Genomic DNA, 17217 nt, shown 5'->3' with positions numbered 1-17217 from the left:
TGGGTGGAAGACGCGTCCAGCGCTTGCCGGAGTAAGCGCGCGCGTCCGAGGAGACGATAGGATGCGCGCTCCAAGGAGACACGATGCCACGTCGAATCCTGGTCTTGTCCTCGCTTTCATGGCTGGCGGCGGCCTTCGTGGTCACCTCGTCCGCTGCGCAGCCCGTGACGCCTCGCCCGACAGCTCGCCCCGCGCCGCCCGCATCGGCGGGGGCGCCTCCAGCACCCGGCGCACCGCAGCCGCCCGCGACGCCGCAGCCATCTGCGACCTCGGCGGGCATACCGCAGCCGCCTGCGACGTCGGCACCGGGCAGCACGCCGGCAGCGGGCACACCGCAGCCGCCGGCATCGGGCACACCACAGCCGCCGGCAGCGGGCACACCGCAGCCGCCCGCGACGCCGCTGCCCGGCGCGCCCCAGCCGCCCGCGGCGTCCGACGCGCCGGCGGCGGGCGCACCTGAGCCAGAGGCGCCGCCGCTCGCGCCGGAAGATGCGCAATCCACGGCGGGAGCTGCCAGGCCACCCGCAGGCTCGGCGTCGCCGGCCGGGAAGGCGGGCGGGCCGGAGGCGGGCCGCGAGGGCAGCGCGGCGACGCCCTGGGTCCTGTCCCTCTCGGACACCGAGCTGGGGCCGCCCGCGCCCGTGTCGAGCGGTAAAAGAGCCATCGACTGGGGGAACGTCCCGCTGAGCCAGCGTGGCGCGATCGGCGTGGAGACCTCCTCGTTCACCGGCGGCGATAGCGACGTCTCCGGGCTTTCGGTCGCCCTCTTCGCCCGCGTGCCGTTCGCCCCGCACACGTTCCTCGACGTCCGGCTCCCCTTCGGGTTCGCGGTCGATGAGCGCACCGACGCCGTGCTCGGCAACGCGACGTTAGGCGCGCATCACGTCGCCAGCATCGGCCGGACGCTCTGGATCACGGTGGGCGGCGACGTCGGGCTGGCGACGCTCTCGGGCCGGACCCACCACCACAGCAGCTACGAGCCGGTCAGCGCCAGCCGGGCGTACTGGGATCTCCACGAGTACTTCCCGAGCATCCTCCCGATCCACGCGCGCCTCGGCGCCGAGGCCCACTTCGGCCAACTGATGATCGCGCGCTTGCAGCTCGAGCCCGTGCTCTACATCCCGCTCGGCCGCAACAAGGAGTACGAGGTCGCGATCCAGCACGCCGTCGAGCTCCAGATCGGCCACGGGATCGGCGGCGGCCTGCGCGCGCAAGGGATGGCGCTGCCCACGTTCGACAACGTCGGCGTCCGGCACGCCGTCGCGCGCAATCTCTACGTCCTGGCCATCGAGCCTTTCCTCGCGATGGAGCGCAACCTCGCGTTCCTCCGAACGGGGCTGCTGCTGCCCGTCGATGAGGAGCTCGGCCCGCCGCTCGATCACACGTGGGGGTTCCACCTGACGATGGGCGTCCGCGTCGATTGAGGGCCTGTCCGGTACGGCGCCCGTGCGCCCTACCGAGACACGCTCCGAGGCCCGCGGCGCGGCCGGGGCGCCCGGCGACGGGCCACGCCTGCCTGGAGCGCCTCTCAACACCTCCGGTTTCGTTCGGCGCTCTAGGCGCCCCGCGCGCGGGATGCCTCGCCGATCGCCTGGGTGATGTGCCCCTCCAGCTCGCCCGTGGGCAGCTGCTCGGACTCCACGACGACGAGGCGCGCTCCCGCGTCCTCCGCGAGCAGCTCGAAGGTCCGCGGCGCGCGATCGTGCAAGTGGCTCGGCAAGACGATCGCCAGCGGGCGGAGCCGGACGGCCACCCCCCACGCCGACGCCGCCTCGCAGGAGCGGACGAGGAAGCGAGCTCGCGCTGCAACCCTGCGACAACGAGCCAGAAAATGGGGGCTGCAGTCGAGCGCCAGCACGACGGGTATCCGGATCAACTGACTGCTACTAGGGGGCTCCGACATAGGACGATGCTACTCCAGCGAAGCGCGATTGCGCGTCCTCTTATCCCGCATAACCGATACAGAGCCTTCCCGAAATAGAAAACAACAAGCTCGCCAGCTCATGTAAGCAGTCACGCGTCATTTTGGTGTATTGGGTAACGTTCTGTGAGAGCAGGATATTTGAAATGGGCGCCGCGGGAACGGCGCCGCCAGCGCGGGAGAGCCCACGCTGGGCGGCGCGCGAAATTCGCCGAGCAATCAGCTCCTCGTCGCGATGCGACAGCAGCGCGTGGTGCCCTGAGCGATCGCGCATTGATGAAATAATGCGCCGTGGACGGAGACGAGCCCGGTGCGCTCCGGCGCAAGCAAGTTGACAGTCGGATGTCAGGCACGCCCGGACGGGTGAAGTCTGCGCACACATGGTGGACGCCGCTCGGGACGTAGGTTTTGAAAGCAGCGTCCACGAGGCCGTCGCACACGATGGCTCGTGTTCAGCGATGGCGCTGCCGAGATCGCCGCATCGGCTCGACGCCGCCCCGAGCCCGTCGAGGTCGGCATGAGGCAAAGGAGTTGGCGAGCACACGTAAAGGAGATCGTGTGTCATCACCCCGCGGTGCGCGAGCCGCGCCAACACGGCCACGGGCAAGAGCTGCCACCCGCCGGCCGCAGCCCTCCCCCGGCGCGCGACGGAGAGCGCGACCGGGTGCGCCGCGCGCGCACCGCGAGGGCGCGGCGAGCGCGACACGCTCTTTTTCGCCAACCACCCAGGGCTCGCGGAACGCCGCAGCAATGGTGAACCGGTTACGTTCCTCACAGAAGCTCGTGGGCGCGATCTGCCGAGCCCCCTGAGAAATGTTTCCGCCAGGTTACGGGCACGCCGACGATGACGTGCGCCGGACCCCGGCGCGATCGCTCCGTCGACAGAGAGCGGGGCCCTCTCCCAGGCCGGCGGCTGCGGAGCAGGGGCACCGGGGAGAGGTCGAGAGAGGTGGCGGTGTCGAGCTGGCACCTGCAATAAGGACCCAACTATATCATCTCGTCGCCCAGATAGAAGAGAACAAGCGATCGCAAAGGCGCCGATCGTGGCGGTGAGCACGACGACCTCGAAGCCAAGGTCGGAGTCCGCGCTGTAGTCGAGCTGTATTTTTACAGCTACGCCCTGAGAAGAGGGGTTATCCTCCGCGGCGGCCGCATAGCCGACCTGATCGGGCGACAGCGTGGATCACCCGTCAGGGGAGGTGGTTCGCTGATCCAGAGAGAGCTCCGACGAGGTCGAGAGGTTAGGAAGAACACTTGCCTACCTTTGGTCAATAGGGGGTTCCCCCCAGACACGACGCACCAGCGCCGGTGATGTCGAGGAGCGGGCCTGTCCACGCGGCGCCGCAGCGCGATGGCCGTCGGGCCGCTGACATGGCCGCGCGGCCTGTCGTCGGAGCGCCGACTCGAGCGACGGGCGGACCGGGCCGGCGGCGCGGTCCGGGCCGCGCGCGCTCGCGGCTGGGCGGCGCCGCGCTCGCGACCGGGCGGCGCCGCGAGCCCATCGCTCACCGGGAGGACGCTGGGGCGCACATGGTATATGCCCGGGCCCATGGCGCAGGTGCACGGCGGCAGGCTCGTCTCAAAAGCCCTCGCGAGACACGGGGTGACGCACCTCTTCACCCTGTGCGGCGGGCACATCCAGGCGATCTACGACGGGTGCCTGGATGACGGCATCCGGGTGGTCGACGTGCGACACGAGCAGACAGCCGGCCACGCCGCCGACGGCTACGCGAGGGTGACCGGGAGGCCGGGGGTGTGCGCCGTCACCGCGGGGCCGGGCGTCACGGACGTGGTGACGGCCGTCGCCAACGCCCAGCGCGCAGGGATCCCGATGGTCGTCCTCGGGGGCGCCGGCCCGCGCGCCCTCGCCGACATGGGCTCGCTGCAGGACATGAACCACGTCGAGCTGATGCGCCCCATCTCGAAGTGGAGCGTCTCCGTCCCGTCGACCGATCGCATCCAGGAGTACGTGGACTCGGCCTTCCGCATCGCCCAGGCGAACGTGCCCGGCCCGGTCTTCCTCGAGATCCCGCTCGACCTCCTGATGAGCTACGCCGGCGACGACGCGCCGGCCACCGCGCCCGCGGCCCCGCCCCGCCCCGGGGGGGATCCGGCCGCGGTCGCGCGGCTCGCGGCCATGCTGAGGGAGGCGGAGCGGCCCATGTTCCTCGTCGGGAGCCAGCTCCGCTGGTCGCCCCGGCGCGATGCGCTGCGCCGCTTCGCCGACGCGGTGAGGGCGCCCTTCTACCTGAACGGCATGGCCCGCGGCGCCCTGCCCCACGCGCACCCGGGGCTGATGAGCCGCTCCCGCCGCTTCGCGCTCTCGCACGCCGACCTGTGCGTGGTGCTCGGGACCCCGTTCGACTTCCGCCTCGAGTACGGCCGCGCCATCGGCCCGGCCGCCAAGGTCGTCCAGATCGATCTCGACGGAAGCGAGCTCGGCAGGAACCGCCGCGTCGACCTCGGGATCGACGGAGATAGCGGCGTCGTGCTGGAGCAGCTGCTCGCGGAGGTGCCCGACAAGGCGGCCGAGCCGTGGCTCTCGGCGGTGCGCGAGGCCGAGGAGAGATCGCGCGCGAAGATGCTGGCGGAGATCGCGAGCGACGGCGACCCGCCGAACCCGCTGCGCGTCTGCGCGGAGATCGGCAGGCGGCTCGGCAAGGACGACATCGTCATCGGCGACGGCGGGGATTTCGTGGCCACGGCCGCGAACGTGCTGAAGCTCGAGTGGCCCCAGCTCTGGATGGACCCCGGCCCGCTCGGGACGCTCGGGGTGGGGCCGGGCTACGCGATGGCGGCCAAGCTCGCGCGGCCAGAGGCCAACGTGGTCCTCGTGTACGGCGACGGATCGTTCGGCTTCCACGCGCTCGAGTTCGAGGCGATGGTGCGCCAGGGCATCCCCGTCGTGAGCGTGATCGGGAACGACGCGGCCTGGACGCAGATCCGCCGGGGGCAGGTGGATCTCTACGGCGAGGGCCGCGCGCCCGCGACGTCGCTCGACTTCACCCGGTACGACCGCGTGGTCGAGGCGCTCGGCGGCTTCGGGGCCTGCGTGGAGCGCGTCGAAGAGCTCGGGCCCGCGCTGGACGAGGCGTTCCGGTGCGGCAGGCCCGCTTGCGTCAACGTGAAGATCGCGAAGAGCGACTTCCGCAAGGGCGCCATCAGCGTCTGATCCCGTGGAGCTCCGGTTCATCTCCCCCGACCTGCAGAGCCTCGACGAGCTCGACTCGGAGGTGCTCGCGTGCGCCCCGTTCAGCGACGCGCGGCCTGCCCATGGCGTCGCCGGCCTCTGCGACTGGCGGCTCGGCGGCCGGATCTCGGACCTGAGACGGCAGGGCCTGATCACCGGCGAGCTCGGCGAGGTCGTCATGATCCCGTGCAAGCCGCGCATGGCGTTCGACAAGCTCGTCCTGTTCGGCGCCGGCCGGCGCGACGCGTTCGACGAGGCGATCTTCCGCGAGGTCGTGCGCCGGATGCTCGCGACGATGGGCGGGCTCTGCACGCGCGCCCCCGTGGTGGAGCTCCCGGGGCGACACGACGGGCTCATCCCCGCCGAGCAGGCGGCCGACGCGCTGCTCGACTGCGCGGGCAGGGAGCGCGGCGACAACGTGTGGACGCTGGTGGAGCGCGCCGAGGGCAGGCAGCAGATCACCCAGCACATGATCGAGCAGCGCCGCCGGGTGCGGCGGGCGCTGTAGCCGCGGGCGCGCGGCGGGACGTCAGCCAGGCTCTTTCGGCAGGTCGACGGTGAAGGTCGCCCCCTCGCCCGGCCGGCTGTCGACCTGGATCGTCGCCCCGAGCGCGTCGGCGATCTGCCGCACGATCCACAGCCCCATGCCGAAGCCGCTGTAGTTCTCGCTGGAGACGGCGCGCTCGAAGCGCTCGAAGATGCGGGCCTGCTGCTCCGGGGCGATGCCGATGCCCCGATCCCGCACCGTCAGGCGGGCGCGATCCGCGAGGTCCTCCAGCGCGACGTCGATGGGCTTGCCGGCGCCGTACTTGACGGCGTTCGAGAGGAGGTTCGTGACGATCTGATCGAGCCGGAGGCGATCCCACCGGCCGACGATCGAGGGGGGGGCCGAGAGGTTGACGGGGCAGCCAGCGGCGCAGAGCTCCTCGCGGAACCGCTCCAGCGCCTCGTTCACCGTGGCCGCGAGGTCGACGTCCTCGAGCTCGATCTGCAGGCGGCCCGCGGAGATGCGCGAGATGTCGAGCAGGTTCGTGATGAGCCGGGCGAGCCGCTCGACCTGGCGCTTGATCATCTCGAGCCGCGGCGTCGCGCGCTCGGCGGTGAGGCCGCCGCGCTTGCCGGCGCGCAGCAGGCCGTCGACCTGCAGCTGCATGGGCGTGAGCGGCGTGCGGAGCTCGTGCGACGCGATCGTGAGGAAATCGTCGCGCGCGCGCACCGCGAGCTGCGCCTCCCGGTAGAGCCGCGCGTTGTCGACCGCCAGCGCCGCGCGCCGCGCGAGATCCTGCGCGAGGTCGAGATCGACCGCGTCGTAGCGCCGGTGCGTCGAGGCGAACGAGAGCGTGCCCAGCGTGCGGCCGCGCGCCGTCAGCGGGACCGTGAGGTGCGAGGCGAGCGAGAGCGAGCGCAGCGCCTCGTAGTGCGCCTGATCGAAGGAGATCGCCCGGACGAACGAGTCGGTCACCTTGGGGATGAGCTCCGGCTGCGCTGTGCGCAGGACCCTGCCGATGCCACGCCCGGCGGAGTCGGCCGTGATCCTGCCGAGGAGCTCGGTCGCCATCGCCATGGATGGGTCCGCGTGGGCGGTCACCTGCCGATCGATCGCGCCGGACTCGTCCTGCAAGAGCAGCACGCAGATCGACGCGAAGTCGGGGAGCGCGACGCGGACGACGCGCCGCAAGGTCTCCTCGAAATCCAGCGACTCGCCGAGGATCTGCCCGGCGGAGACGAGGATGCGCTGCGCCTCGTGGACGCGGCGGCGCTCCGTCACGTCGCGGGTGACCTTCGCGAAGCCGCGCAGCTGGCCGGCTTCGTCGAAGAGCACGCTGATCACCTCGTGCGCCCAGTAGCGGGTGCCGTCCTTGCGGACGCGGTAGCCCTCCTGGATCGAGCGACCGGTCTCCACGGTGGACTGGAGCTCCGCGGTGGGCCTGCCGAGCTCGACGTCCTCCGGCGGGAAGAGGACCGAGCAGTGGCAGCCGATGATCTCGTCGGCGCGGTAGCCGTTGATGCGCTCGGCGCCCGGGTTCCAGCTGGCGATGCGGCCCGCGGGGTCGAGCATGAAGATGGCGTAGTCCTGGACGCCCTCCACGATGAGGCGGAACCGCTCCTCGCTCTGCTTGAGGCGCCGGTCGGCGCGCGCCTCGGCGGCCTCCATCTCACGGCGCAGGAGGAGCTCGCGCATCCTGCGGTTCTCGTCCTCGTAGTGCTTCCTGCGCAGCTGGGCGCGCAGGCGCGCCTTCAGCACCGTGAGCTCGCCCGTCTTCGTCACGAAGTCGTCGGCGCCGGCCGAGAGGGCGTCGAGGATCGCCTTGTGATCGTCGCGGCCGGTGAGCATGAGCAGCGGGATCGGCCGCCACGAGGCGTTCGCCTTGATGCGGAGGCACGTGGCCGGGCCCGAGAGGCCCGGCATCACCATGTCGAGCAGGATGCCGTCGACGCGCGCCACCGTGAGCCGGGCGAGCGCCTCCTCCCCCGAGTGGGCGAGCACCGGTACGTAGCCTTCGTCGCGCATGGCCTGCGCGACCTGGTTCAGGTACGTGGGGCTGTCGTCCACGATGAGGATGCGATGAGACGGTGCATCCGCGGGGCGGTTCACGGGAGCCTCCCGGGCAGGCTCCGGCGAGCGAGGGCTGTCGCCAGGACGGGGCGCGTGAGACTGGTTGAACCGGTGCAGCACCCGTCGATGACCCCCCGTGGCGCCTCCACCCTCATTGGCCACCCATACAGGTTGGCATGCGTTCTCCCCCGGCCGACGGGAAAAGGCTACCTGGCCCGATGCACTTTGCGTACAGCATCCTTTTTCTAACAGCCGCCGAGCGCTCGCAACGTTGCGGCCCCCACCGACGTCCGGAATCCCAGCGCAAGCGCACACGATGCGCTCTGTGGGCCTCGAACGCCCGGAGCCGGTAGAGGGGAAGTTCCCGCGCTACAAACCAGGGAAATGATGCTTGACAAGCGGCTCAGCTCGCCTCGGTGAGCTTGACTCGAGTGAGACGGATGCCGGGCTCGGAGAGCCGCGGCGGCGCGACGGCCGCGATGGCCGCGAGAGGGCGTGAGCGCGCAGCGAACGAGGGGAGCTCCTGTGTCTCGAAGGCTGGGCCGGACAGCCAGCCGCGGCGGGGGAGGGCGGGGAACGCGTGAGTTCCTCAGCCCTCGTCGATGAGCTCCATCATCGTGGCTCGGGCGGGCCCGCCCGCGGGAATCCAGCGGCAGAGCTCGTCGACGCCGACGTCGTCGACCACCCGGCGGAGCTCCGCGCGCGCGGCGGCGGGCTCGCCGAGCGCGGTGAGCGCGTGCGCGCGGGTGATGCGGTAGCGCTGGCGCACCTCGGTCGGCTCTCCCTGCTCGCCGTCGCGGCGGCCGACCAGGGAGAGCGCGCCCTCTGCGTCGCCGGTGCGCACGAGCACCGCGGCGCGCGCTCCCCGCACGAGCGGCCACACCGACGCCGGCGCGCGCTCGTCGTCCAGGTCCGGGAGGAGCCGCCGGGCCGCCTCGATGTCGCCAGCGCAGAGCTGCCACTGGGCGAGGTTGGAGAGGACGAGCACCCGCACCTGCGGAGGTATCCAGTCGCGCGGCAGGTCGCGCACCGAGGCGGCCGCCGCCTTGTAGCTGCCCTCCCACGCGAGCGACTGGCCGACGGCCTGGGCCGCGTAGGCGTAGATGATCCGCGGATCGTCGAGGCGGGTCGGCGGCGTCGAGGCGAGATCCGCGGAGCGCGCGGCCCGCTGCCGCGCCCGCGGGGGCCGAGGCGCGAGCGCCTGGCGATGGGAGCGGCCGGGCCTCGCGGCGAGCCTCTCCCGGACGACGCCGCCGACGAGGAGCAGCAGCGGGATCGCGGCGGCGATCGCGCAGGAGGCGCCGATCCAGAGGGGCGCGGCACGCCGCCCGGCGAGCGCGCCCCACGCGAGCAGCGGCGCCGCGGCGCCGGCCGCGGCCGCGGCGAGCAGGATCGATCGCCGCGTCATCGGCGGGCTCCGGTCCGGATCGGCGCGGGCTCGGCTGTGGGCTTCGCGGCCATCGGGCGCCCTCAGCGAACCTTGAGCATGCCCCGGGGATCCGCGCTCGTCCCGCCTCGCAGCGTGTCGGCGATCGCCTGGTGGAAGCGCTCGAGCCGCTGGTCCGCCGCGTGGAAGACCGTCCCCTCCGGGTACCTTCCCTCCGCGTCGACGACGCCCGCCGGGACGCCGGTGATGATCTCGATGCCCTCCTCGACGGAGCTCACCTCGAACACGTGGAAGCGGCCGGCCTCGATCGCCGTCACGACGTCGCCCCGCAGCATGAGCGCGTCGCGGTTCGCGCTGGGGATCAGCACGCCCTGCTCGCCCGTCAGGCCCTTGGCGGCGCACAGATCGAAGAAGGCCTCGATCTTCTCGTTGATGCCGCCCACGGGCTGGATGCTCCCTTGCTGATCGATGCTGCCCGTCGCGGCGAGCTCCTGCCGGATCGGGACGCCGGAGAGCGCTGACAGGAGCGCGTACAGCTCGCTCGACGAGGCGCTGTCGCCCTCGATGGGCTCGTAGGTCTGCTCGAAGACGAGCGAGGCGCCGAACGACAGCGGGCGGTGCTGGGCGAACCGGGCCGCGAGGAAGCCCGTGAGGACGAGCACGCCCTTGCTGTGGAGCGGGCCGGACATCTCGACCTCGCGCGCGATGTTCACCGGGCCCTCGCGGCCCGGGTAGACGACCGCCGTCACGCGGCAGGGGCGTCCGAACGTCTGCGGGCCGTCGGAGAGGACCGAGATCGCGTTGACCTGCCCGACGTGCCGGCCGGTCACGTCGATGCGGATGGTCCCGTCCGAGAGCAGCTCGTGCACATGGTCGCGGAAATGGCTGCCGCGGCGCCGCGCCGCCTCGAGCGCCTCGTTGACCTCGGGGCCGTCGACGACCTTGCGGCCGCGGCGCTGGGCCCGGTAGCCGGCCTCGGTCGCGACCTCGGCGATGAGCCCGACCTGGGCGCTCACCTTGGTCTGGCTCTCCGCGAGGCGGCCGCCGTGGAAGAGGAGCGCGGTCACGCCGTCGGCCGTGATCGGCGGGAGGCCGCGATCGTGCGCGAAGCCGGCGAGGAACGCGGGGTAGGTGAGGAGCGCCTGATCGAGCGAGATCGTCGTCTCGAAGCGCGCCTGCACCTTGAAGAGCTGCGAGAACTCCGGATCGGCGTCGTGCAGGTCCTGGTAGAGCTGCGGGTTCGTGACGAGGACGACCTTCACGTCGATGGGGATCGGCGGGAAGAGCAGCTCCTCCGCGGTGCCGCGGAAGTACGACGGGTTGTGCTCGGGCACGATGAACTTGCCCGCGAGCAGGCAGGCCTTGAGCTGCTCGTAGAGCGCCTCGTTCTTGAGGAGCGCGCCCGCGGGCAGGATGAGGAAGCCGCCCGCCGCCTCGTGGAGGGCGCCCGCGACGGCGAAGCCGGGCTCCGGCGGGAAGCCGGAGTCGGGCGGCGCGTGCGTGCGGCCGAAGAGGGCGGTCAGCGTGGGGTAGGGGACATCGACGACCGGCGCGCCGGAGTCGGGCGTGTGCTCCGTGAGGAGCGTCGGGACGACCACGCCGCGCGGGAGGGTGGCGCCGCCCTCCTCGCCGCGCGCCTCGTCGACGAGCAGGCGGAACTCCTTCGACACGACCGTCTCGACGTCCGCGAGGAAGGCGCTGATGTCGTTGCGCCCCTCGAAGCGCGCGAGCACCGGCTGGAAGCAGGCCTTCACCCCGTCGCTGAGCAGCTGCTTCACGACGCCGCGCAGCTCGACGTCGGCCTCGTCCTGCACCGTGGCGAGCCGCATCTCAAACTCCTCGATGGAGCCGGCGATGGCGAGCAGGGCCTCGCTGTCCGGCGCGTTGGCGGCGTCCTCGAGCGAGGTGATCTGCACCTCGTCCTCGCCGCGCACGAGGTCGAGGCCGAGCTCCCGCGCGGCGGACTTGAGCTGCTCTTCGAGCCGCCGCTCCTCGGCGTTCACCCGGCGCTGGATCTTGCCGCGCGCCTGCTTGAAGCGCTCGCCCTCGGTCGCGCCGCGCAGGGCGTCGACGAGCTTCTCGTGGAGCTCCTCCATCGCCTCGACGAAGGGGCGCCCCTCGCCCGGCGGCAGCGACAGGACCGTCGGCTCGCTCGGGCGGTGCGGGTTCGGCAAGAGGAGGATGTCGTCGGGCGTGGGGCGGCTCGCCGCGATGCGCTTCGCGACGGCGCGGGCGCAGAACGTGCGGCCGGTGCCGGGCGCGCCGACGACGACGACGTGGAAGCGGGGCTGGCGGATGTCGAGGCCGAAGGCGAGGGCGGCGAGGGCGCGCTCCTGCGAGCCGATGCCCGCCGAGAGCGGCGCGACCTCGTCCGTCGTGGAGAAGCGGAAGCTCTGCGGCTCTACGATCTTGCGGCACTCGCTGGGGGGCAGCTTCCGGGAGACCATGGCGGCGCACCATAGCGCCTTTCGCCGTTCGTTGGCGCGGAGCCCGCCCGGCGATGCGCCCGGGCCCGATCGAAGGCCGAAAGGGAGCGCTTCGCCGTCGCGGGGGCGCGCCGCGCCGGGCGCCCTACCGCCGCAGGACCAGCACGGGGCACGGCGCCCGAGCGAGCACGTCGCGGATGATGCCGCCGTGCTCATCGTCGAGCTGCCCGTGCCAGACCAGCACTACGAGGTCGCTCGCCAGCTGCCAGGAGAGGCGCAGGATCTCCGCCGCCGGCTCGCCCTTGCCGAGGAAGAACCGCGTGGAGACGCCGTGGGGGCAGTGGCCGATCGCGCTCAGGAACCGGGCCAGGAACTCCTCGGTGAACGCGGGCCACTCGTGCTGAGGCTGATCGACGTACAGGGGAGCCACCATCGCGCCCGGCTCGGAGGGCGCGGGCGTCGAGACGGGCGGCCCCTCGTCCGCGGCCTCCCGCGGCGAGGCGCAGCCGACCATCACGATGTCGAGCTCGGCGCCGAGCTTGCGGGCGACCTCTCCGACGGGCGTGATCGAGCTGGCCGTGCTGGGGGTCCCGTCGAGCGGGAGCAGGATGCGCCGCAGCCGCGGCGGGGAGGGCTCCTCGTGGATGACGGAGGGCTCCTCGCGGATGACGAGGACGCCGCGCGCGGCGGACTCCAGCGCGCGCGCCGCGAGGTAGCCGACGCCGAGGCGCTCGTCCATGGGCTCGTCCGCGTGCGAGGCCACGATCACGAGCGTGGTCCCGTAGGTCGCCATGGACGACGCGAGCGCGCCGGCCGGATCGTCGCTCGCCTCGATGTCCAGCACCATGCCCTGAAGCGCCTCCGGGGCGATCCCGAAGTGGGCCGGCACCTCGCTCGCGTCGATCGGCTCCGCGCAGAGGCACAGCCCGTGCAGCGGGGCGTCGAGCCCGCGCGCGACGAGCCGCCCGAGCGCGACGGCGCCGAGGTGGGCGCGGCGACCGTGGAGCGCGACGACCACGTTCCTGCGCTGCAAGCCGCTCTGCGGCGGGTGCTCGTCGGCCTCCTCGTATGCCCCTGGGGGCGACTCGGCCGCTGGCGCCGCCCCGAGCGGCGCCCCGAGCCCGACGGGGGACCCGTCGCGTACGGCGCTCAGCATGTCGTGACCTCCTCCCACGGGCGGATCCGTCCGCCGGTCCGCCGCGTCGCGTAGCGGCGACCCGGCTCGGCCAGCACGGCGCAGGCGGGCTCGCCCGCGTCGAGCAGGCAGATCGGCAGCGGCGCGCTCCCCTCCAGCGCGACCTCGACGCCGCCGTCCTCCACGTGGATCTCGAGCGCGCGGCCTCGCCAGGTGATCGGGATCTTGAGGTGCCGCCAGCCCGGCAGCAGGTGCGGCTCGATCCCGATCGCCTCGTCCTCGTCGGGGCACGGCGGCGCGTGGGGGAGCGCCTCCGAGAGCGCGCTCCGCGGTACGCGCGTGATGCCGGCCACGCCGAACGCGACGGCTTGCCAGAGGCCGCCCATGGCGGCGATGTGCACGCCCCCCGCGGCGTTGCCCATCGTGTTGCCGAGGTCGATGTCGGCGGTCTGCTCGAAGTAGCGCTCGGCGTAGGCGTGGAGATCGAGCCGGGCGGCGACGAGCGCGTGGGCGCTCGGGCTCAGCGAGCTGCCGTGGGCGGTGCGCGGCTCGTAATAGAGGAAGTTGTCGCGGCGGGCGCTCGGGGGCACCGCGCTCCAGAGCAGCGCGATGAGCTGCACGACGTCCGCTTGCTTCACCACCTGGCAGGCCTGCGTCCGCTCGCGCCCGAGCAAGACGTCGACAGGCGCGCTGCGCACGGCGTAGTCGGCGATGGAGAACGGCGCGAGGCCGAAGTAGCCGGCAAACTGCTCGATCAGGCCGGTCTGCGGGTCGATCCCGAGGACGAGGCGGCCCGCGACGTCGCACCAGTGGTCGGGCTCGTCGGGCCGGACGTCGAGCCGCGCGAGCACGTCCGCTCGCGCGACGTTGCGCCGGACGATCGCGGCGGCGACGCGGAGGTTGTACCGCGCCATCCAGTTCGTGAACGCGTTGTCGTCCACGGTCTCGTGGTACTCGTCCGGCCCGATCACCCGCCGGATGTGGGCGCGGCCATCCGGCCCGAGCTCGGCGCGGCTCGCCCAGAAGCGCGCCGTCGCGATAAGGATCTCGGCCCCCTCGCCCCGCTGGAAGTCGAGATCTCCGGTCGCGCGGGTGTAGGCGTTCACCGCGTAGGCGATGTCGGCGCTGATGTGGTGCTCCTGCTCGCCGGAGAGCACCCGGACCACCTCGCCGAACGGCGTGACGAGCAGCGCAGGCGTCGTCTCGTCGCCCGTGTCCGCAGACTCCCACGCGTAGAGCGCGCCCTCGTAACCGAGCGCCCTGGCCTTGCGGTGCGCGCCGGCGAGGGTGCGGTGCCTGTAGAGGAGGAGCGCGCGCGCGGCCTCGGGGTAGCAGTGGGTGTAGAACGGGACGAGGAAGGTCTCGGTATCCCAGAAGACGTGGCCGCGGTACGCCTCCCCGCTGAGCGCGCGCGCGCCGATCGAGCAGCGCGGGTCATCCGGGTTCGCCGCGCCGATGAGGTGGTACAGGGCGAACCGGAGCGCCCGTTCGATCCTGGGAGCGCCGTCGATCTCGACGTCGGCGTGGCGCCAGCGCTCCGCCCACGCCCGCGTGTGATCGCCGAGCAGGTCGGCCATGGTGCGGCCCGACAGCTCGTCCTGGAGCGCCTCTCCCGTCTCGCGCGGCGTGGGCGTGTCGCGCGACGTGTGCAGCGTCGTCGTCCGGAAGAGGCGGCGCCGCTCGGCGACGCGGACGCCGACGTCGCAGCGCTCCGCGATGGATTGCGCGCCCGTGGTGCGCTCGCAGCGCGCGCCCTCGAGGGCCTCCGGCAGGGGCGAGCCCACCGCGGCCTGCTCCGGGAGATCCCGCAGGTGCGAGGTCATCGCGGTCACGAGCCCGCCGTGGGTTTGCCCGACGAGGAGCAGGCTCTTCGCGCTCGCGTCCGCCGCGAAGCCGGCCCAGTGCGCCGCGCCGCTCGCGCTCTTCACGTCGCCGCTCAGGATCGCGTCGACGCGGATCGTCCCGGTGAAGTTGAGGGGAGCGATGGTGAGCGCCTCCATGAGGACGTGGCGGTCCGCGAGCGACGCCGCGTGGAGCGTGTGCAGGTGCGTGAGGTGGCCTCCCTCGCCGCGCCGCAGGCACTCGCGCAGCAGCACGCCGCGCCGCATGTCGAGGGCGCGGCGGTGGTGCAGCACGCCGCTCGTCTCGGCGGAGAACGACTCGCCCTCGATGGAGACGCTCAGCCGGCCCCAGTCGGGGGCGATGACGAGCTCCGGGACGCGGCTCACGTCGGCCGAGGGCTCGAACGCGCCCGCGATGAACGTCGCCGGCCGCGACACGCTCGACCCCTCCGGGAGCGACGCCCGCGAGCCGAGGTAGCCGTTGGCGATCGCGAGCAGCGACTCGATCTCGTGCTCGCGCACGACGTCGAACCCTGGCTCCTCGATGACCCACGCGGCGTCTCGCGGCGCCGTGAGCAGGCCGAGCTCGCGGTCGAGCTCCCGCTGGAGCGCGAGGATCTCGGAGAGCCGCTGGGCGCCGGCCGCCGCGTGGACGGCGCCCGCGAGCTCCGGCGCACCGTGGAGCCCGCGCGCCCCGCTCGCCAGCGCGCCGCCGGTCGACTCTCGCGGTTCCCGCGGCTCCCTCGATTCCGGCGAGATCGCGAGCCGATCGTGCGGCTCGATGCGGAGCGGCGCGATCACCTGCGCGATCAGCGCGGCGATCGCCGAGCGCCCGTCCGGCTCCGCGCGGGCGACGAGCGCGACCGCGGCGCCGTGGCGATCGTGGCCGTGGAGCTCCGCGCCGTCGAGCGCGCCGAGGAAGAGCCGCCGGCGGTTCTCGGCGCGCACGCCGCGAGCGAGCCGCCGCGCGAGGTGGGGCATGGCCTCGCCGGCGAAGATCGCCACGCGCACGCCCATCGCGAGCAGCGCGTCGAGCAGCGCCGCGGCGCCGCCTTCCGCCTCCGCGAGGAGGCTCGCGTCGATCGCGATGAAGCGGAAGCGGTGGTGCAGCTCGGCCGGCAGCTTGATCGCGGCCGCCGGCGGGTTCGCGATGGCGGGGCCGCTCGATCCGCCGCGCGCGAGGACGGCAGGCCCGGTGGCGCTGTCTACGAGCGAAGACATCCTCGGCTCCTCCTGCGGCCGGGGGACGCGAGGAACGTGCCGCCGCGCCTGTGCGGGCCGGGATCGGAGGGCCGCGGCGGCGGTGCGCTAGCGTTGCACGGCGCCGGTCAGGCGACGGCGCCGGTCAGGCGAGCGAGCACGACGAGGAGCCGGTCGACGTCGAAGGGCTTCGCCAGCACACCGGCCACGGCGCCGCGGATGCTGGGATCGTTCACGCCGGAGAGCAGGAGGACGGGCACCTCGACGCCCGCGGCGGCGAGCGCGGTGAGGAACTCCTCGCCGGTCATCTCGGGCATCACGTAGTCGAGCAGGATCGCCCGCGGCCGCGCGCCGCGGGTGAGGCGATCGAGCGCCTCCAGCGGTCGCGTGAAGCCCTGAACGCGGTAGCCCTCGTCGGAGAGCAGGTCCATCAGCGACTCGACCAGCGCAGGGTCGTCGTCGACGACGAAGATCTCCGCGGGAGCGCGCGGCGACGCGGCGGCCGGGCCGGGAGCGGAGACCGGCGAGCTCATCGAATTTCCCTGGATCGCTGGCGATTCCGGCGCATGCGGCGCGCGAAGGATACCAGACGGTCGCCGTGACCGCATGGGCAGGCCGCTCTGGGCGCATCGTTGCACCTTCGGTCACGTCCTCCGTTGTGCCTTCCGCGTCGCGCGGATCTCCTCCGAGCTCAGAAACTCGCTCAGGACGGAGTTTTCCTCACCAATTGGGCTTGCCGCCGCGCCGCTGCTTGCAGATCGTTGAGCACCTGATACCCCTGTAAGGTTCCTCCCAGGACGACCCCAGCAGCTTGACTTGAACTGCTCGTGGGTATCGAATTGTGGTCCGAAGGACACTCCAATCCCCCTGTGGTCATCATGGCGGAAACCCCTGCTAGCAAGCTGCACATCTATCTGATCGACGATCACCCCGTCGTTCGCGAAGGCTTCGCTCGAGCGCTCTCGGACGAGCCCGACATGGTCGTCGTGGGCCAGGCTGGGACGGCGGCCGACGCCTTGCGCGAGACGGCGAGCTGCAAGCCGGACGTGGTGCTCGTCGATCTCAACATCCCCGACCGGGACGGCATCGAGCTCCTCGGGGCGCTGAGAGCGCAGCTGCCTCAGGCGAAGCTCCTCGTGCTGAGCGGGTACGACGACGAGTTCCGCGTCGCCGAGGCGCTCCGCGCGGGGGCGCAGGGGTATCTCGTGAAGACCTCGAAGCTAGAGGAGGTCATCGAGGGCATCCGCCGGATCGCCACCGGCGGAGCGCCGCTCTCGTCGAGCATCGCCGGGGCTGTCGTGCGCGCGATGCGCAAGCCGGCGAGCGAGGGCTCCGGTGGTCTGGACGCGCTGACGCCGCGCGAGCGCCAGGTCCTGCGGCTGCTCGCGGCTGGGGTGTCGACGCGCGAGACGGCCGCCCGGCTCACGATCAGCCCGAAGACGGTGGAGACCCACCGCGTGCGCATCTACGCGAAGCTCGGGTGCAAGAGCGCGGTCGAGCTGACCCGCATCGCGGTCCGCACCGGGCTCATCGAGGCGTAAAGGCGTAACCGACCGCGCT

11 protein-coding genes are annotated in these 17217 nt (G+C 72.6%); 4 read left to right on the top strand and 7 right to left on the bottom strand.

Going from position 1 to position 17217, the window contains the following annotated elements:
- Nucleotides 1-83 precede the first annotated feature (83 nt).
- Complete coding sequence (locus WME90_RS42385; RefSeq protein WP_437277783.1) at nt 84-1424, top strand: hypothetical protein; 1341 nt, start codon at nt 84-86, stop codon at nt 1422-1424.
- A 131-nt stretch (nt 1425-1555) separates the two neighbouring features.
- Here WME90_RS42385 and WME90_RS42380 read toward each other — a convergent pair whose 3' ends face one another.
- Nucleotides 1556-1876 (bottom strand): hypothetical protein, encoded by a 321-nt coding sequence (locus tag WME90_RS42380; protein WP_437277782.1) that lies wholly within the window; start codon nt 1874-1876, stop codon nt 1556-1558.
- A gap of 1648 nt (nt 1877-3524) precedes the next feature.
- On the opposite strand from WME90_RS42380, the gene WME90_RS42375 reads away from it, so the two are divergent.
- Nucleotides 3525-5093: a thiamine pyrophosphate-binding protein gene (locus WME90_RS42375; protein WP_437277781.1), complete on the top strand. Its 1569-nt coding sequence runs from the start codon at nt 3525-3527 to the stop codon at nt 5091-5093.
- Between the two features lie 4 nt (nt 5094-5097).
- Nucleotides 5098-5619, top strand: coding sequence for a M17 family peptidase N-terminal domain-containing protein (locus WME90_RS42370; protein ID WP_437277780.1), 522 nt, complete (start codon nt 5098-5100; stop codon nt 5617-5619).
- Between the two features lie 21 nt (nt 5620-5640).
- Here the strand turns inward: WME90_RS42370 and WME90_RS42365 are convergent, their stop codons facing one another.
- From WME90_RS42365 to WME90_RS42340, 6 genes are all read right to left on the bottom strand, one after another.
- Entirely contained in the window at nt 5641-7707 is a 2067-nt protein-coding gene (locus WME90_RS42365) for an ATP-binding protein (RefSeq protein ID WP_437277779.1), read from the bottom strand.
- A 550-nt stretch (nt 7708-8257) separates the two neighbouring features.
- On the bottom strand, nt 8258-9076 hold the full coding sequence (locus WME90_RS42360) for a hypothetical protein (RefSeq protein ID WP_437277778.1): 819 nt from the start codon (nt 9074-9076) through the stop codon (nt 8258-8260).
- 62 nt (nt 9077-9138) lie between these two features.
- The gene (locus WME90_RS42355; protein WP_437277777.1) at nt 9139-11502 is read right to left on the bottom strand and encodes an AAA family ATPase; all 2364 of its coding nucleotides are present in this window, start codon (nt 11500-11502) and stop codon (nt 9139-9141) included.
- Nucleotides 11503-11626: 124 nt separating this feature from the next.
- Nucleotides 11627-12637, bottom strand: coding sequence for a universal stress protein (locus WME90_RS42350; RefSeq protein WP_437277776.1), 1011 nt, complete (start codon nt 12635-12637; stop codon nt 11627-11629).
- Nucleotides 12631-15678: a glycoside hydrolase family 65 protein gene (locus tag WME90_RS42345; protein WP_437277775.1), complete on the bottom strand. Its 3048-nt coding sequence runs from the start codon at nt 15676-15678 to the stop codon at nt 12631-12633. Before WME90_RS42345 ends, WME90_RS42350 begins: the two co-directional genes overlap by 7 nt.
- Before the next feature lie 107 nt (nt 15679-15785).
- Nucleotides 15786-16190, bottom strand: coding sequence for a response regulator (locus WME90_RS42340; RefSeq protein WP_437277774.1), 405 nt, complete (start codon nt 16188-16190; stop codon nt 15786-15788).
- 345 nt (nt 16191-16535) lie between these two features.
- Between WME90_RS42340 and WME90_RS42335 the strand changes: the two genes are divergently transcribed.
- Nucleotides 16536-17198 carry a response regulator gene (locus tag WME90_RS42335; RefSeq protein ID WP_044970202.1) on the top strand — a complete coding sequence of 221 codons (663 nt, stop codon included), beginning with the start codon at nt 16536-16538 and terminating at the stop codon, nt 17196-17198.
- Nucleotides 17199-17217: the final 19 nt, after the last annotated feature.

The sequence above is a fragment of the Sorangium sp. So ce375 genome (assembly GCF_051473855.1).
Classification (GTDB): Bacteria; Myxococcota_A; Polyangia; order Polyangiales; family Polyangiaceae; genus Sorangium.
Note: the sequence above shows the minus strand (reverse complement) of the source record. Positions and strands in the feature narration are given on the sequence as shown.

Excerpts from the sequence above, each read along its gene's own strand:
- WME90_RS42345 (WP_437277775.1), bottom strand. The coding sequence starts at position 15,678 with ATGTCTTCGCTCGTAGACAGCGCCACCGGGCCTGCCGTCCTCGCGCGC.
- WME90_RS42340 (WP_437277774.1), bottom strand. The coding sequence starts at position 16,190 with ATGAGCTCGCCGGTCTCCGCTCCCGGCCCGGCCGCCGCGTCGCCGCGC.
- WME90_RS42335 (WP_044970202.1), top strand. The coding sequence starts at position 16,536 with ATGGCGGAAACCCCTGCTAGCAAGCTGCACATCTATCTGATCGACGAT.
- WME90_RS42385 (WP_437277783.1), top strand. The coding sequence starts at position 84 with ATGCCACGTCGAATCCTGGTCTTGTCCTCGCTTTCATGGCTGGCGGCG.
- WME90_RS42360 (WP_437277778.1), bottom strand. The coding sequence starts at position 9,076 with ATGACGCGGCGATCGATCCTGCTCGCCGCGGCCGCGGCCGGCGCCGCG.
- WME90_RS42350 (WP_437277776.1), bottom strand. The coding sequence starts at position 12,637 with ATGCTGAGCGCCGTACGCGACGGGTCCCCCGTCGGGCTCGGGGCGCCG.
- WME90_RS42355 (WP_437277777.1), bottom strand. The coding sequence starts at position 11,502 with ATGGTCTCCCGGAAGCTGCCCCCCAGCGAGTGCCGCAAGATCGTAGAG.